Genomic DNA, 15,320 nt, shown 5'->3' with positions numbered 1-15,320 from the left:
GCTTTTTTGTCCGCTCCCCACCGTATCAGTGGCTGGCATAACCCCAGCGACTGGTCAACTCATGCTCGACACCCAGGTGGTCGAGGATGCGGGCGACCATGAAGTCCACCAGATCCTCGATGCTTTTCGGCTCGTGATAAAAGCCGGGGGCGGCGGGCATGATGGTCACGCCAAGACGGGCAAGCTTGAGCATGTTCTCCAGATGGATCGCCGAGAAGGGGCTCTCCCGGGGCACCAGGATGAGCTGGCCGCGCTCCTTGATCACCACGTCCGCCGCCCGCTCCAGCAGGTTGTCCGAGGTGCCGTTGGCAATGGCCGAGACGGTGCCCATGGAGCAGGGGCAGACCACCATCTGTTTGGGGGCCGCCGAGCCGGAAGCCACCGGCGAGAACCACTCCTCCTTGCCGCAGGCGACGATCTGACCCTCTTTGGCACCATATTGGCGACAGAGGTACGCCGACAGCTCCCTGGGGGAGCCCGGCCAATCCTGCTGCTGCTCGGTCTTGAGCACAACCCTGGCCGCCGAGGAGGCGAGCAGGAAGACCCGATAGTCCGCCTGCACCAGGCATTCCAGCAGGCGCAGGGCATAGGGAGCGCCGGAGGCGCCGGTCAGCGCCAGGGTGATGGCATTGTTCATGATGCGCTCTGCAGCTCCTTGAGGCGGGCGATCAGCTTGTCGTGAATGCCGCCAAACCCGCCGTTGCTCATGATCAGAATATGATCCCCTGGGCGGCTCTCGGTCACCAGGGCGCCAATCAGGGCATCAAGGGCCTCGAATACCCGGGCAGGTCGGGTCATGTGGGCCGTCACCTCCCCCAGATCCCAGCCGATGTTGGGGGGCTGGAAGAAGAACACCTCGTCGGCACCGTCGAAGCAACCGGCCAGCTCCTCCTTGTGAACCCCGAGCTTCATGGTGTTGGAGCGGGGCTCCAGCACTGCCAGGATGCGGGCCTTGCCCACCTTGGCGCGCAGTCCACCCAGGGTGGTCTCGATGGCGGTGGGGTGGTGGGCGAAGTCGTCATAGACGCTGATGCCGGCCACTTCCCCTTTCAGCTCCATGCGCCGCTTGGGGGACTTGAACTGGCAGAGGGCGTTGATCCCGTGCTCCACCATGACACCGGCATGGCGGGCAGCGGCGATGGCCATCAGACCGTTGTTGACGTTGTGCTCTCCGATGCACTCCCAGTGCACCTCCCCCTGTTTCACGCCATCCAGCCACACCTCGAAGGCGGAGCCGTCATCGGCCAGCTTCACCGCCTTCCACTTGGCGTCGTCCTGGCCCACCAGCTCCACCTCGCTCCAGCAGCCCATCTCGCGCACGGCGGTAAGGTTGTCATCGCCTTTGGGGAAGAGCACCCGGCCGTTGCTCGGCACGGTGCGCATCAGGTGGTGGAACTGACGCTGGATGGCGGCGAGATCCGGGAAGATGTCCGCGTGGTCGAACTCCAGGTTGTTCATCACCAGGGTGCGCGGGTGATAGTGGACAAACTTGGATCGCTTGTCGAAGAAGGCGCAGTCATATTCGTCCGCTTCAATCACAAAGAAGGGAGCCGAGCCGAGACGGGCGGAAACCGGGAAGTTGCCCGGCACGCCGCCGATGAGGAAACCGGGTTCCAGCTTGGCATACTCCAGCACCCAGGCCAGCATGCTGGCGGTGGTGGTCTTGCCATGGGTGCCCGCGACGGCCAGCACCCAGCGATCCTTCAGCACGTGCTCCAGCAGCCACTGGGGGCCGGAGATATAGGGCAGATTGCGGTCCAGCACATATTCCACACAGGGGTTGCCACGGCTCATGGCATTGCCGATCACCACCAGATCCGGCGCCGGATCGAGCTGGGAGGGGTCGTAGCCTTCGGTCAGTTCGATGCCCTGTTGCTCGAGCTGGGTGCTCATGGGGGGATAGACGTTGGCATCGGAGCCGGTCACCCGATAGCCAAGCTGTTTTGCCAACACCGCCAGACCACCCATGAAGGTGCCGCAGATCCCGAGAATGTGAATGTGCATACCGCTGCCTTTTCCAGTAAAGGGAGTGCGCATTCTAGGGTCTGTTGACCCGGTGGCACAAGCCGCGCCCATGGGGAGCGAAGGCATCCGCGCCCGCAGACGACAGAAATCGGGCAAGCGCGGGTAAAAGCCACCCTCCAGCACGCCACCCGGCCCTTGAAATATGGTCATTTGACGGGACATCGCTATAATGTCGGCCTGCAAACTTGACTCCAACACTCAAAGGAAACGTCATGAGCCTGAACCTGGTACCGGCCGGCAAGAGCCTGCCTGACGACATCTACGTCATCATCGAAATCCCGCAGAACGCCGACCCGATCAAATACGAAGTCGACAAGGACAGCGGCGCCATCTTCGTTGACCGTTTCATGTCCACCCCGATGTTCTACCCGTGCAACTACGGTTACGTGAACGCCACCCTGTCCCTGGACGGGGATCCGGTCGACGTGCTGGTTCCGACTCCTTACCCGCTGCTGGCCGGCTCCGTCATCCGCTGCCGCCCGGTCGGTGTGCTGAAGATGACCGACGAATCTGGCGAAGACGCCAAGATCGTGGCCGTTCCCCACTCCAAGCTGACCAAGCAGTACGATCACATCCAGGATGTGAACGATCTGCCCGAGCTGCTGAAAGCCCAGATCCAGCACTTCTTCGAGCGCTACAAAGAGCTGGAGGCGGGCAAGTGGGTCAAGGTGGAAGGTTGGGGCGACAAGGCCGCTGCCGAAGCCGAAATCAAGACCTCTGCCGAGCGTTACGCTGCAAAATAAGCGTATTCCTCGCAAAAAAGGCGCCTTATGGCGCCTTTTTTATTGGTCGTTGCGGGGACGCTCCGGGGGGATCCCCCTGGATATAGAGGTCGCGCCCGTTTTGCCGATAGGGGCGGTAATAGTCATCACCGCAGCGATATTCCTGACCGGCACCTCCCACCAGATCGCAGTTGACCGGCAGCACCTCCAGCCACTTGATGGCCTGCTGGAAGCGCAGCCACTCCTGCCATTCATGCTCTCGGGCCAGCTGATCCCGCAGGGCGAAGGTATCCGCGCTGGACAATCCCTGATTGACGATGACCTGCCCCGCCAGCGCCGGCGTGGCCACCAATATCAGCAGAAACCGTGAAACAAGCTTCATGATGATTTCCCCCATGACTTATTTCCTGAATTAAATTTAAAGTCAGATCAGATAATTACCAATATATCTGTCACCAGACCAATCCAAATGCCGGTCACTCACCTAGTTGTTTATTATCAACCCAGGCGGAGGCGCACCATGAAACTGGCACAAGGCTTTCTGTGCAGTCTGCTCTTCGGCACCATGGCGCAGGCCAACGAGATCAACCTGAGCTGGCAGTGGCAATCTGCGGATGGTCAGCAAAAGCACCTGCAATTGACGGCGGATGAGCGCACCTTTTCAGCCAGCCGTCACGAGATGACACAGCTCGACACCGCCCTCAACTTCCCGCTGGAAACACTCTACTCCTACATCAGTCCGCGCCTCTACAACAGCATCAACCAGATCAACCAGCACAGCCCGGAGACGGCCACCAAGTTCCGCAACCTGGAACAGGCCTTTACCCTGCACGACAGCAGCCTCGAATCCGCCCAGTTCTGGCAGGCCTACCGGCAATATCAGGAGGACGCCTTCTACGAGATGCGGGTCCAACCCTGCGTGCACCCGGCCAATCAGAAGCTGCCCTGTGTGCGCCCCAACTACTCCCAGCTGTTCTATCAGTTCAAGGGAGACCTCAAACCCCTGGCACAGCAGTTTTCGGCCAAGGATCTCGCCACCAGCGTCACCCTGCTGCAGGAGTGGCTGAGCGGCATCCCCACCCCGCCCGAGCAAATGGACCACTTCGCTCCGCCCTTGCAGGCCCTGCAGGACAACAAGGCCGACAGCGACGAGAAGGCGCTGCTCATGGCCAGTTTGCTGGCGGAGCTGGCGCCCCAGTACAGTCTCAGCATCATCTATCCGAACATCAGCATCGGCAGCGTCTCGCCGGCCTGGCTCGCCATCACGGCCGACAGCGGCCTTGAGGGAGACACCCTGGTGATCGGCAATCAGCGCCACGTGCTGCTCACCGGTTCTCCCCTGCTGGCCCAGCAGATGACCATGGCCCAGATTCCCCTGATCAGCGAACCGCTCTACTAGCCTCTTATGACCATCACTTGCTTTTGATGGATGACATGCCATCCTTGCCGCCGTCATTGGGGGGATGGCGCCCATGTTGACAAGATCACCGTCGCACCCTGCATTATTTAACACTTTTTAAACAGATCCGATCAGTTTAGGATGTTCAGGGTCCCATTCCCTCGACCCAAAAATCGTTATAACATCACAAAGGAGTGTCATCCGGATGAAACATCTCGTGCTTACTCTGGCGCTGCTGCCAACCCTGGTCATGGCCCACAACATCAAGGAATCAACCCAGGTGCCGCTGGTCAACATCAGCGGCAAGGGGGAGCTGGTGCTCAAGGAGAAGGAGATCAGCTATCAGCCCTGGCAGAGCAAGGTCCTGACCGGCAAGGTCTTCCTGATCCAGCACATTGCGGGTCGCTCCAGCGCCAAGGAGCTCAATGCCCCCATGATCGAGGCGATCAAGGCGGCCAAGCTGCCCCACGACAAGTACCAGACCGTCACCATCATCAACAGCAATGACGCCATCTGGGGCACATCCGGTTTCGTGAAGAGCAGTGCCGAGGACAGCAAGAAGGAGTTCCCCTGGTCCGCCATGGTGCTGGATGCCAAGGGGATGGCCCGCAACGCCTGGGCGCTTACCCCGGAAAGTTCGGCCATCATACTGCTGGATAAAGAGGGCAAGGTGCTGTTTGCCAAAGATGGCCAGCTCGATGCCGCCGAGATAACCAAGGTGATGGGGCTCATCCAGTCCCATCTCTGAATCAGAGAGAAGGGCGCTGATGGCGCCCTTTCCACAAGGGTCTATGGGTCGTTCCACACTGACAATCTGGGTGTTGCTGCTGGGCTGGTTGTGGATGCAACCGGTGCTGGCACAGCACCCTCTTGAAGCTGCCCTGCCCGATCACGGTCATGCCTGCACCCTCTGCGTCCTGCATCTGGATGGCAAGCTGGCACTGACGCCGACCCCCGTACTCCCTCCCCTCTCCTTTGGCATCGACCGGTATATCGGCACTCCCCAACCGAGGGCGGCCACCGGCACCACGGGACATCGCCGTATCCGCGCCCCGCCGCCCCTTCATTGTTTCTTTTTTTGAACCAATCTTTTCTCTATTTATTCAAAAGGATTAACGATGAAAGCAGTCACCCTGTTGCTGGCCGCTGCCGCCTTCGGCGCCCAGGCCAATCACGACGAACACGAAAGCCACAGCCACGGTGCCCATGAGCACGGTCACGGCCACCTCAACCTGGTACTCGACGGCAACCAGCTGATGATCGAGTTGCAGGCCCCTGCCGCCGATCTGGTGGGCTTCGAGCATGCCGCCAACACCGATGAGGAGAAAGCGCAGTATGCCAAGGCGGTGGCCCGCCTCCAGCAGCCCGACGCCCTCTTCCGTTTCGACCCGGCCGCCGGCTGCAAGCTGACCCAGCAAGAGCTGCAGGCCGCCAAGGAAGATCATGACCATGACCATGACCATGAGCACGAGCACGAGCACGACAAGGCTGATGGCGCTCACGATGAACACCATCACGACGACGCGGGCCATGCGGACATGGGAGCCATGTACACCTACACCTGCGCTACCCCGGCCAAGCTCACCGGTCTCGAGGCCACCCTGTTCAGCCTCTACCCGAGCCTGGAGAAGCTGAGCGTGCAGGGCATACTGCCCACCGGCCAGACCGCCGCCGAACTGACTCCGTCCACCAACAAACTGGGCTGGTAACACCATGAAACATGCCGTGGTTGAGATCCGTGATCTGGCCTTTGCCTGGCCGGGTCACGAAGCCGTCCTCGATCTGCCCGCCCTTCGTATCCACGAGGGTGAGCGCGTCTTCATCAAGGGCCCATCGGGTTGTGGCAAGTCCACCCTGCTCGGGTTGCTGGCCGGTATCCAGACCGCCAACCACGGCACCCTGGAGGTGCTGGGCCAGCCCCTGGCCCGGCTTTCCGGCCGCGCCCGTGACCAGTTCCGGGCGGCCAATCTGGGGTACATCTTCCAGCAGTTCAATCTGCTGCCGTTTCTCTCGGTGCAGGACAACGTCACCACTGCCCTCACCTTTTCACCCGCCAAGCGGGCCCGCCTGACAGGGAACCCCGAGCAGGAGGCGCGCCGCCTGCTGGCAGAACTGCAACTGCCGGATGAAGCGCTCCATCGCCCCGTCCACGCCCTCAGCATCGGCCAGCAGCAGCGAGTCGCCGCCGCCCGCGCCCTGATAGGCTCCCCTCCTCTGGTGATCGCCGACGAGCCCACCTCGGCCCTGGACACCGACAACCGGGCCGCCTTCATCCAGCTGCTGTTCGAGGAGTGTGACAAGCAGGGATCTACCCTGGTCTTCGTCAGTCACGATCCCTATCTGGAGCCCCTCTTCCCCCGGGTGGAGAACCTGCAACAGCTCAACCGGAGGGCGGCATGACCACACGCCATCATCTCGCAGCCCGTCCGGCCATCTCCCCTTCACTGCGGAGGCTCTCATGCTGAAACTCGCCCTGCAAAGTCTCTGGGCCCGTCGCCTCACTGCCGGGCTCACCCTGCTGGCCGTCGCCATCAGCGTCACCCTGCTGCTCGGGGTGGAGCGGGTGCGCAGTCAGGCACGGGACAGCTTCGCCAACACCGTCTCCGGCACCGATCTCATCGTCGGCGCCCGCTCCGGCCAGGTGAACCTGCTGCTCTATTCGGTGTTTCGCATCGGCAACCCCACCAACAACGTGGGCTGGGACTCCTACCAGGCCATCAAGGCCAGTCCCGGTATCGCCTGGACCATCCCCCTCTCCCTTGGCGACTCCCACAAGGGGTTTCGCGTGCTCGGCACCAATGGGGACTACTTCACCCACCTGAAGTACGGCCAGCAGCAGGCGCTCGTCCTGCGCGAAGGTCGCCCTTTCGAAACACCGTTTGAAGCGGTGTTGGGTGCCCAGGTGGCCGAAAAGCTCGGCTATCACCTGGATCAATCCATCGTCATCGCCCATGGCGCCGGCAACACCTCGTTCAGCCAGCACGACAACATGCCGTTCAAGGTGGTGGGGATCCTGGCCCCCACCGGCACCCCCATCGATCGCACCATTCATGTGCCGCTGGCGGGCATAGAGGCGATCCACCTGGGCTGGTACACCGGTCGTCACAGCAAGAACGTGACCCCGGAACAGGCGATGGCGCAGGATCTCACCCCCAAGACCATCACCGCCTTCATGGTGGGGCTGAGCAACCGGATCCTGGCGTTCCAGTTGCAGCGCAGCGTCAACACCTATCCCAGGGAGCCCCTGATGGCCATCCTGCCGGGAGCCGCCCTGCAGGAGCTCTGGGGGCTGATGAGCATGGCGGAGACCGCCCTGTCGGTGATCGCGGGCTTCGTGGTGGTGGCGGGCCTCATCGGCATGCTGACCACCCTGCTCGCCGGCCTCAACGAGCGGCGCCGCGAGCTCGCCATTCTGCGCTCCCTGGGGGCGGGCCCTGCCCACCTCTTCCTGCTGCTGGCGCTGGAGGCGATGGCGCTCACCACGGCGGGCATCGCCCTCGGGGTGGCCGCGCTCTATCTCGGTCAGGGGCTTGCTAGCCCCTGGCTGCTCAGCCACTATGGCCTGCAAATGAGCCTGGGTCTGCCGAGCGCCTATGAGTGGCAACTGCTGGGCCTGGTCTGGCTGGCGGGCATGGTGATCGGGCTGCTGCCTGCCGCCCGCGCTTACCGCTACAGCCTGAGCGACGGCATGAGCATTCGCGTCTGACCCGACGCATCCGACCAAGAGAGAAGAACAGATGATGAAGTGGAAAATAGTGGCGCTGCTGGCCAGCCTGCTGGTGCTGCCTGCCATGGCTGCAGATTACAAGACCATCGACTGGGATATCCTCATCCCGGAGGGGGAAAAACTGCTGCCACCGCCCCAGGTCAGCCATGATGGCGACTTCTCCTCGGTGCCGCAGCCGGTGGGGGGCGTCAACAAGAAGCTGGACAATCAGGAGGTGCGGATCCCCGGGTTTGTGGTGCCCCTGGAAGGGGATGCCAAGACCATCACCGCCTTCCTGCTGGTCCCCTACTTTGGCGCCTGCATTCACGTACCGCCCCCGCCCACCAACCAGGTGATCTACGTGAGCTACCCCAAGGGGGCGCCGGTGGATGACCTTTGGGACGCCATCTGGGTCAAAGGCAAGATGCACACCGTCAGCTCCAGCCACGAGATGGCCACCGCTTCCTACTCCATGGACGCGGTCGAGGTCAGCGTCTACGAAGAGTGAGCCCCTGATGGCCTCCCCCGGGAGGCCATTTTTTATCCCGTGACGACCCCGGCAAAGGGATTGTTCATGGATCTGGTTGGAGTAACATTCACTACCAGACCTTGCCATCACGGAGCCAGCATGGCTGACCTGCCCCCCAAGAAAGAGAGTTCCATCCTGAGCAGCCAGGAGCAGACCCTGCGCCTGGCCCGCAGCCGCGGCATCGATGGCATGCTCACCCGCAACAGCGACAGCACCTTCGAGCAGCGCGCCACCTTCCGCCAGTTGGCGGAGCAGGCTACCCGCCAGCGCAATCTGGAATCCATCATGGTGATGGCCGCGCGCCACTGCGAAGAGACCGCCGCCGGCGGCGAGATAGACAGCGACTGGCTTACCCGCTTCCTGCAACTGGCCGAAGACATCAGCATGACCCCCATGCAGCAGTTGTGGGGCCGCATCTTCGCCCTGGAAGTCGCCACCCCGGGCCGCTTCTCCATCCGTGCCCTCAACACCCTCAAGGAGATGACCCAGCGCGAAGCCCAGCTGTTCCAGCGCATCTGCGCCCTCTCCTGCCACTACGAGGGCAGCGACGAGCAGCGTCTGCTGCTGGGCATGCACAAGGGGGCCAGCCTGCTCAGTCGCGCCAAGGTCACCCGGATGGGGCTCGGCAAATACCGGGTACCCTACAGCGCCCTGCTGCTGCTGTGTGATCTCGGGCTGCTGCACCGTGGCGAGCTCGAATCCGGTCCCCTGCCCGCCGACGGGGTCGAGCTGGCCTTTGGCAACCAGCGCTGGCGTTTGCGCCAACGCCAGAGCAACCTCACCCTGCTCTATTACCGGCTCACCCCCATCGGCAACGAGCTTGCCCTGCTGCTGGACGAGCCCCCTTTAGAGGAGTACCTGCAGGATCTGAAGACCCTGCTCTCCACCCACCTGCAGATAGAGACCCAGATGTCGGCCCCGGTCAGCGAGCCGGATCTGCCCGCCTGAGGCTGGCGGAGGCCCAGGCCCCGCCTTGCCAAATTGCGAAACCCGCCACGCCATTGCCAAAACGGCTCCCAAAAAGCGAATCCTGACGGCAGGGGCAGACGCGAGCCCGGGCCATGTTCCCCCCTCTGCGGGTTTTGAGCGCAAAAGATACATATAGAACGCAATTTAAGCGTTTTTGGGCACTCTGGTGTACGAATTGCAACCAGACTCTCTTTCCTCTGTCAGGCAGGAAGTACCATGAGAGTCAATCAACCCGTTACCCAGCGTGAGCGCCTCTACCCGTCGCACCAGAACCTGATCTCCACCACGGATCTGGAGAGCCGCATCACCTATGCCAACGACGAGTTCTGCCAGATAGCCGGCTTCACCCTGGAGGAGCTGCAAGGGGCCCCTCACAACCTGGTCCGCCACCCCGACATGCCGCCCCAGGCGTTTGCCGACATGTGGCGCCATCTGCGGGAAGGCAAAAGCTGGATGGGCCCGGTCAAGAACCGCTGCAAGAACGGGGATCACTACTGGGTCAACGCCTTCGTCACCCCCAGCGACAAGGTGGTGGAGTACCAGTCGGTGCGCACGGCGCCGGACGACGCGGTCAAACAGCGTGCGGAGCGGGTCTATGACGAGATGCGCCGCGGCAAGACCCCCCGGGCCCTGCGCCTGCCCCCCTGCTGCCACACCCTGGGGATCCACCTCTGCCTGATGGCACTGCTGGCCAGCCTGGTCACCCTCGGCTATCAGCACGGCCCGGGCTGGCCTCTGCTCATCGGTGCCCTGCCCCTGGTGGTTGCGCTCGTGATCTGCCAGACCCTCTCCCGGCGCCTCGCCCGGCTGGAGACCCTGGCCCGCCACCGTTTCGACAACCCCTTGATGCAACTGCTGTATACCGGCCGGGTCGATCGTCTGGCTGCCGTCGAGCTCGCCATGAAGATGAATCAGGCCGAGTTCAATGCGGTGCTGGCCCGCACCCAGCAGACCTGCCAGCAGATCGTGCAGGCGGCGCAGACGGATCTGAACAATGCCGAGTCCATCACCGGCAACCTGCAACAACAGCAGGCCCAGACCAACCAGGTCGCGACCGCCATCACCGAGATGACGGCGTCCATTCGCGAAGTCTCCCACAGCTCGAGCGCTTCCTCGGACAGCCTGGACAACACCGCCGTGCTGTTTCGGGAGGGCAATCGCAGCGTGCTCGATACCGTGGCGGCAGTGGAAGGGGTTCACGGCGAGCTGCTCACCTCCCGCGCCGTGATAGAGGCGCTGGCCAGCCAGTGCCGCGCCATCGACGGCATCCTGGGCGTCATCAACAACATCGCCAACCAGACCAACCTGCTGGCCCTCAATGCGGCCATCGAGGCGGCCCGGGCGGGCGAGTCCGGTCGCGGCTTCTCGGTGGTGGCGGACGAAATCCGCACCCTGGCCATCAAGACCCAATCCTCCACCGGCGAGATCCAGCAGATGATAAGCCTCTTGCAGGCCAGCGCCGACGATGCCCAGCAGGCCATGGCGCAAGGGGAACAGCTCTCCGCCAGTTGCCGCCTCAAGGCCGCCGCCACTGGCGATATCCTGCAACAGATAAGCGAACGCCTGTTGCAGGTGACCGCAGGCAGCAACCAGATAGCCCAGGCGGTGCAGGAGCAATCCCTGGTCACCCAGGACATCCACCACAGCGTGCTGGACATCAAGCGTCTGGCCGATGACTCCAGCCAGGGCAGCCGCCACGCCGTGCAGGGCATCATTGCCCTCGTGAAGCAGCTCGGGGACCTGGAGCGGCTGGTGCGCCAGTTTCAGCAGCATCCCGCCACCCGGCCAACCAGCACCGCCCTGACCAGCGGCCAGCCCCTGCTCGCCCGCTAAGCCTTCACGGAGGAAACCAGACCCAAAGACCGTGCGCTAACAATAAAAACGGGCCCCTGCCGTCACCGGCAGCGGGCCCCTCTTTTGGGTGGTGCATGGGCGTCTGAGCGGGTTTCAAATTCGAGTCCTCGACTGAACCCGCGGGTCTTTCGCCCCCTCCCAACCACCTGCTTGTCCGTGCCAGGCCGACCCTCTCGACTGCACCGCATGGCCCTCGGCAGGGCAATGACCTCGCTCACTCCCCCATCCATACACCGTGAATCGTGGGCCTTGAGCGTTGAACGTTGAACGTTGAGCGTTGAGCGTTGAGCGTTGAGCGGGAAAACGTTGCGCCTTGAGATCCCTCTTATCCAACCTGCCGCAGGCCCCGCTGCCCCCCAATTTATTGATCTTGCCCGAGAAATCACCCGATCCCCCTTCCCTAACCAGCTCCGTTCGGTAACATGGCAATCGGGATCACCTCTTGTCGGAGTCAGCCATGAACCAGACCGGATCCACAGGGAAAGCGCAGCAGGCTGGAGGCTGGAATTCAGGGGCGGTAGCCTTGCTAACGGTCTCCTAGACCCACTCCCTTACTGTTTCTTCATTTGGTGGTAATGATTGCAAAAAGGGAAGTCAATCGAATACATTCAGATTTAGATGCCTACTGACAACCCATTCATTAATATTTTCATGGTAGCTATCAAGATGGAACGACGTTATATTCAAGGCCATGTGAACGTGTTAGTGTCGCCTCTATATAAGCACTGTTATGAGCTTTATCGCCCCGAGTAATTTTTGTAAGAAGTATTTGTGGTCTTTGCTTATTATCGCACCTGTCAAAGTGGAGATTACTTGGCAGCCTATTTAAAACAACCTAACTTTTGTTTATAAAATCATTATGATAACTCATAATTGCTGAAGTTTAGAGGAGGTATTATGTTATCTAAAATTTCACTTGCTAATTTCAAGTCATTTAAGAATCTCGAAGACCTTGACTTGCGTAAATTGACAGTGATTGCTGGGAAAAACAGCTGCGGAAAATCATCAATACTCCAAAGCCTACTATTATTAAAACAGTCCTTAGGGGCAAAGGATAAAGCATCTTTAGTTTTAGATGGGGATTATCTGACATACAGTAACTTACAGGACATTTCATTTGGCAAACCACAAATAAATCATTCTAAAATTGGATATACTTTTGAAACGCTTTCAGTAAAAGGCGAAACAATAAAATATTGCGTGGAATTTAAAAATAAGAATATAAATGGCAATTACTTCCCAAGAGTTTCAAAGCTTTATAAGCTATCAAACGAAAAGAAAATTCACTTAAACAACATACCTTCAGATAAAAATACAAAAGAGTTTCTTTTGAATATACTGTCAACTAAAAATGGCGATAATGACATTGAATTTACTGTTGGAGAAATAAAATATGATGCATTTATTCCAGAAAGTATTGATGTACAAGTCACCCTGGAAAGTCATGAATTAAGAAACTTTGAATTGCCATATATGGCGTTGACATCTTTTTCGGATATATACCCTTTAATTAAGGTAAGAGAAAGTATACGTAAAATAAAATATCTTAGTCCTGTTAGAGCAACGCCTGATCGCGCTTATGTGCATTATAGTTTAGATGCTGATGCGTTACTGCATGATGGTTCTAACTCAGCACATGTATTATGGTCTAAAAAGGAGGAACAGGTTCTTTGGAAAAATAAGAAATTACCACTAATTGAAGCATTGAGTGAATGCTTAGACTGCATGGGTTTGTCGCAGCAAATAAAACCAGAGCGAATTGGTGATATTTTATATAAAGTATCGGTTTCGGACAAAAATTCCAAATATAACTTGAGCTTAGCTGATGTTGGCTTTGGTTATTCACAAATATTACCAGTAATATTACTTGGCCTGTTGAGCAATAGCGATTCAACATTACTACTAGAACAGCCTGAAATACATTTGCACCCTTCAAGCGCTGCAAACTTAGCAGATCTTTTTTTAAATTTCATAAAAGATGGAAAGAGAATCATTGTCGAAACGCATAGTCCTGAACTTATAAACAGGTTAAGATTGAGAGTTATTGAGAACCCTAAACTTAAAGATGATATTAATATTGTTTTTGTTGAGCCGTCGAGTGAAGGCTCAACTATTAAGCAATTTGAAATTGATGAGGATGGAATGTTCCCAGAGTGGCCGGAGGGATTTCTTGATGAATCTGAAAAAATCCTCCGAGCCATAATGAAAGCTCGTCTTAATAAGGCTAATGATGAATGGTAAGAATAACAGTTTGTCCTCACCACTTAGTCGATCTGCCGACTGATAAAAACGCGAAATATATTGAAATAAATTACATCACCCCCTTAATAGATTGTGTATCTGAGGCTGTAGATAAAAAAATTGACATTTTTTTATCTAAAGAAATACTAGATCCGACATTCCGCACCTGATTTAGGAATAAATTTGCCGATAGCGCTCACCCAATACCTCCAAAATGATCTGCTGGTCTCCTGTTAGCTCCGTTACTTGTGGCGGAGCTTCTCCCAGTCGATATTCATGGATGCCACCAAAGCGCAAAAAGATCCAACGGGCCGTCGGCTGCTGGGTCGGTTTCTTTTTCATATCAGCCACACTGCGATTCTGCTCCACTAATCCCTGCCGGATCCGGTGCTCCAACGCTGCGTAAATCATCAGGCTACAGGTCATCACCATGAGCAACGCTTCAATCCGCTCCGGCTTTTTCAGGTACAGTGAGGAGGTTAAAAACTCCGGGCTCTTGAGAAAACGAAAGCCCCGTTCGACATTCTGCTGCGCTTTATAGGTGGCCAACAGTTCGGCCATGGTCAGCGTATCGCTGTGGTCATTGGTCGCCAGGATGAACACCCCGGTCTGGTTGCGGGCCTCTTCAACGCAAGCCAGGCTAGTTGCCGCCAACCCAGTGATTTGAAACTGATGGCCAATTGGCTCTTCGCCACGCTTGGGTCTGCCACGTCCTGTATAAACGGGTTCACCTACCACTTCGGCATCCAGTTGCAGCAGCATCAAGCTGGCGGTAAAACAGCTCAACTCAGCTTGGGCATCCGCCTCACAAGCAAAGCGTCGGGCACACAATTTGGCGAAGGCTTTGAGCTCGCGGGTACTGTCTTTGAGCAGGTTTTTGGCCAATGTCTGCTGCTCGCGGTGGCTGGCCTGTTCGCTGCGCACCAGCAACCAACGTTGCGCGACCCCGGCATAATTCGCGTGTTGCCAACGGCCATGATAGCCATTGCCCAGAGCGGTCAGCGGTTGTGCACCTATGGTTGCCACGGCCTGCTTTGCCTCATTGAGAGTGACGGGCACCCGGGTCACAAATAGTTGCTGCTGTTGCGCCAGTAATTGCAAGGTATCGGCGCAGTACAGTGCGGCATCGCCGACCAGATAACGGCACTCCTGCGCGGCCTTGAGACTGTTCAAATGGCGACGAACGGTCTGGGCAAAGGCTTTGGTGTCATTACTATTGCCGCTCAGGGCCTGCATATAGACAGGTAGGCCGGCCTGATTTTCACAGATGAGCTCAAGGATCACTTGATTCAGCTCTGGCCGGTGATCACGACTATAACCACGCACCAGTTGCAGCTTACCGACCAGATCCCCATCGGCACAGTCATAGGCGCCATCGACGTGGAAGCTGGTAATATCGAGGTGCACTGCGGTGCTTTTGAGCCCCAGCCGCTCGACAACTTGCGCCGCCATCACCTGATACAAGGCGCTGACATCGGCCTCAAAGAGGGCATCGAGACAGCGACCGAGCACATCATCATTGAGGTCATCAGCACAGATCCCGGGGCCAATCAGGCGCTCAACCGGCTTGTTAGCGAAGAATTGCGGGAACATGTGCAGGGTGCTGCTGTGAAAGCCGAGGCCGTTCACTATCATGGCGACCAAGGCTTCACCATGTGAGACCTTGAAAGGCGGGGTTTTGGGGAGCAAGGCATCGATCATGCGGGCAATGCCCAGTTCCTGGCAGAGTGCGGCGACCAAACCAAGGTGATCGAGGTTACGGATCGAGATAGCGGGTGCGGCCATGATGATCTACCTGCAAAAGAGAGTAATAGATCAGAACGGCCGATCGCCGTCAAGCACTGAAAATAGCAAAATCAGGTGCGGAATGACGGC

15 protein-coding genes are annotated in these 15,320 nt (G+C 58.4%); 11 read left to right on the top strand and 4 right to left on the bottom strand.

Annotated elements, in window-relative coordinates; translation table 11 throughout:
- Window positions 1–25 precede the first annotated feature (25 nt).
- Window positions 26–637 (bottom strand): flavin prenyltransferase UbiX, encoded by a 612-nt coding sequence (locus AB5Y70_RS12765; protein WP_319872470.1) that lies wholly within the window; start codon window positions 635–637, stop codon window positions 26–28.
- Entirely contained in the window at window positions 634–2,004 is a 1,371-nt protein-coding gene (gene mpl, locus AB5Y70_RS12760) for a UDP-N-acetylmuramate:L-alanyl-gamma-D-glutamyl-meso-diaminopimelate ligase (protein WP_319872471.1), read from the bottom strand. Before mpl ends, AB5Y70_RS12765 begins: the two co-directional genes overlap by 4 nt.
- A gap of 233 nt (window positions 2,005–2,237) precedes the next feature.
- Here mpl and ppa point away from each other — a divergent pair, with 233 nt between their 5' ends.
- A complete protein-coding gene (gene ppa / locus AB5Y70_RS12755) occupies window positions 2,238–2,768 on the top strand; it encodes an inorganic diphosphatase (protein WP_005335667.1) in 531 nt (176 codons plus the stop codon).
- A gap of 25 nt (window positions 2,769–2,793) precedes the next feature.
- Here the strand turns inward: ppa and AB5Y70_RS12750 are convergent, their stop codons facing one another.
- Window positions 2,794–3,144: a hypothetical protein gene (locus tag AB5Y70_RS12750; protein WP_010675583.1), complete on the bottom strand. Its 351-nt coding sequence runs from the start codon at window positions 3,142–3,144 to the stop codon at window positions 2,794–2,796.
- Window positions 3,145–3,267: 123 nt separating this feature from the next.
- On the opposite strand from AB5Y70_RS12750, the gene AB5Y70_RS12745 reads away from it, so the two are divergent.
- From AB5Y70_RS12745 to AB5Y70_RS12700, 10 genes are all read left to right on the top strand, one after another.
- Window positions 3,268–4,146: a hypothetical protein gene (locus AB5Y70_RS12745; protein WP_010675584.1), complete on the top strand. Its 879-nt coding sequence runs from the start codon at window positions 3,268–3,270 to the stop codon at window positions 4,144–4,146.
- A gap of 205 nt (window positions 4,147–4,351) precedes the next feature.
- Entirely contained in the window at window positions 4,352–4,894 is a 543-nt protein-coding gene (locus tag AB5Y70_RS12740) for a YtfJ family protein (protein ID WP_319872472.1), read from the top strand.
- 43 nt (window positions 4,895–4,937) lie between these two features.
- A complete protein-coding gene (locus tag AB5Y70_RS12735; RefSeq protein WP_080944090.1) occupies window positions 4,938–5,228 on the top strand; it encodes a hypothetical protein in 291 nt (96 codons plus the stop codon).
- A gap of 36 nt (window positions 5,229–5,264) precedes the next feature.
- Window positions 5,265–5,855 carry a DUF2796 domain-containing protein gene (locus tag AB5Y70_RS12730; protein ID WP_319872473.1) on the top strand — a complete coding sequence of 197 codons (591 nt, stop codon included), beginning with the start codon at window positions 5,265–5,267 and terminating at the stop codon, window positions 5,853–5,855.
- 4 nt (window positions 5,856–5,859) lie between these two features.
- Complete coding sequence (locus AB5Y70_RS12725) at window positions 5,860–6,546, top strand: ABC transporter ATP-binding protein (RefSeq protein WP_134997323.1); 687 nt, start codon at window positions 5,860–5,862, stop codon at window positions 6,544–6,546.
- Window positions 6,547–6,604: 58 nt separating this feature from the next.
- Window positions 6,605–7,852: an ABC transporter permease gene (locus AB5Y70_RS12720; RefSeq protein ID WP_368176016.1), complete on the top strand. Its 1,248-nt coding sequence runs from the start codon at window positions 6,605–6,607 to the stop codon at window positions 7,850–7,852.
- 31 nt (window positions 7,853–7,883) lie between these two features.
- Complete coding sequence (locus tag AB5Y70_RS12715; RefSeq protein WP_010675589.1) at window positions 7,884–8,360, top strand: DUF3299 domain-containing protein; 477 nt, start codon at window positions 7,884–7,886, stop codon at window positions 8,358–8,360.
- A gap of 120 nt (window positions 8,361–8,480) precedes the next feature.
- Window positions 8,481–9,329 carry a TIGR03899 family protein gene (locus AB5Y70_RS12710; RefSeq protein ID WP_069784204.1) on the top strand — a complete coding sequence of 283 codons (849 nt, stop codon included), beginning with the start codon at window positions 8,481–8,483 and terminating at the stop codon, window positions 9,327–9,329.
- Between the two features lie 237 nt (window positions 9,330–9,566).
- Window positions 9,567–11,183 (top strand): PAS domain-containing methyl-accepting chemotaxis protein, encoded by a 1,617-nt coding sequence (locus tag AB5Y70_RS12705; RefSeq protein WP_319872475.1) that lies wholly within the window; start codon window positions 9,567–9,569, stop codon window positions 11,181–11,183.
- A gap of 918 nt (window positions 11,184–12,101) precedes the next feature.
- On the top strand, window positions 12,102–13,445 hold the full coding sequence (locus tag AB5Y70_RS12700) for a DUF3696 domain-containing protein (protein WP_319872476.1): 1,344 nt from the start codon (window positions 12,102–12,104) through the stop codon (window positions 13,443–13,445).
- Window positions 13,446–13,616: 171 nt separating this feature from the next.
- On the opposite strand, the gene AB5Y70_RS12695 is transcribed toward AB5Y70_RS12700, so the two are convergent.
- Window positions 13,617–15,230 carry an IS1634-like element ISAs25 family transposase gene (locus tag AB5Y70_RS12695; RefSeq protein ID WP_076611119.1) on the bottom strand — a complete coding sequence of 538 codons (1,614 nt, stop codon included), beginning with the start codon at window positions 15,228–15,230 and terminating at the stop codon, window positions 13,617–13,619.
- Between the last annotated feature and the right edge of the window lie 90 nt (window positions 15,231–15,320).

Origin of the sequence: Aeromonas sp. s1(2024) (genome assembly GCF_040908005.1) — a bacterium.
GTDB classification, from domain to species: domain Bacteria; phylum Pseudomonadota; class Gammaproteobacteria; order Enterobacterales; family Aeromonadaceae; genus Aeromonas; species Aeromonas caviae.
This window is presented reverse-complemented; position numbering and strand designations above follow the sequence as displayed.

Bases quoted from the DNA above. Each gene is read 5' to 3' on its own strand.
- AB5Y70_RS12765 (WP_319872470.1), bottom strand. From the start codon at position 637: ATGAACAATGCCATCACCCTGGCGCTGACCGGCGCCTCCGGCGCTCCC.
- mpl (WP_319872471.1), bottom strand. From the start codon at position 2,004: ATGCACATTCACATTCTCGGGATCTGCGGCACCTTCATGGGTGGTCTG.
- ppa (WP_005335667.1), top strand. From the start codon at position 2,238: ATGAGCCTGAACCTGGTACCGGCCGGCAAGAGCCTGCCTGACGACATC.
- AB5Y70_RS12750 (WP_010675583.1), bottom strand. From the start codon at position 3,144: ATGGGGGAAATCATCATGAAGCTTGTTTCACGGTTTCTGCTGATATTG.
- AB5Y70_RS12745 (WP_010675584.1), top strand. From the start codon at position 3,268: ATGAAACTGGCACAAGGCTTTCTGTGCAGTCTGCTCTTCGGCACCATG.
- AB5Y70_RS12740 (WP_319872472.1), top strand. From the start codon at position 4,352: ATGAAACATCTCGTGCTTACTCTGGCGCTGCTGCCAACCCTGGTCATG.
- AB5Y70_RS12735 (WP_080944090.1), top strand. From the start codon at position 4,938: ATGGGTCGTTCCACACTGACAATCTGGGTGTTGCTGCTGGGCTGGTTG.
- AB5Y70_RS12730 (WP_319872473.1), top strand. From the start codon at position 5,265: ATGAAAGCAGTCACCCTGTTGCTGGCCGCTGCCGCCTTCGGCGCCCAG.
- AB5Y70_RS12725 (WP_134997323.1), top strand. From the start codon at position 5,860: ATGAAACATGCCGTGGTTGAGATCCGTGATCTGGCCTTTGCCTGGCCG.
- AB5Y70_RS12720 (WP_368176016.1), top strand. From the start codon at position 6,605: ATGCTGAAACTCGCCCTGCAAAGTCTCTGGGCCCGTCGCCTCACTGCC.
- AB5Y70_RS12715 (WP_010675589.1), top strand. From the start codon at position 7,884: ATGATGAAGTGGAAAATAGTGGCGCTGCTGGCCAGCCTGCTGGTGCTG.
- AB5Y70_RS12710 (WP_069784204.1), top strand. From the start codon at position 8,481: ATGGCTGACCTGCCCCCCAAGAAAGAGAGTTCCATCCTGAGCAGCCAG.
- AB5Y70_RS12705 (WP_319872475.1), top strand. From the start codon at position 9,567: ATGAGAGTCAATCAACCCGTTACCCAGCGTGAGCGCCTCTACCCGTCG.
- AB5Y70_RS12700 (WP_319872476.1), top strand. From the start codon at position 12,102: ATGTTATCTAAAATTTCACTTGCTAATTTCAAGTCATTTAAGAATCTC.
- AB5Y70_RS12695 (WP_076611119.1), bottom strand. From the start codon at position 15,230: ATGGCCGCACCCGCTATCTCGATCCGTAACCTCGATCACCTTGGTTTG.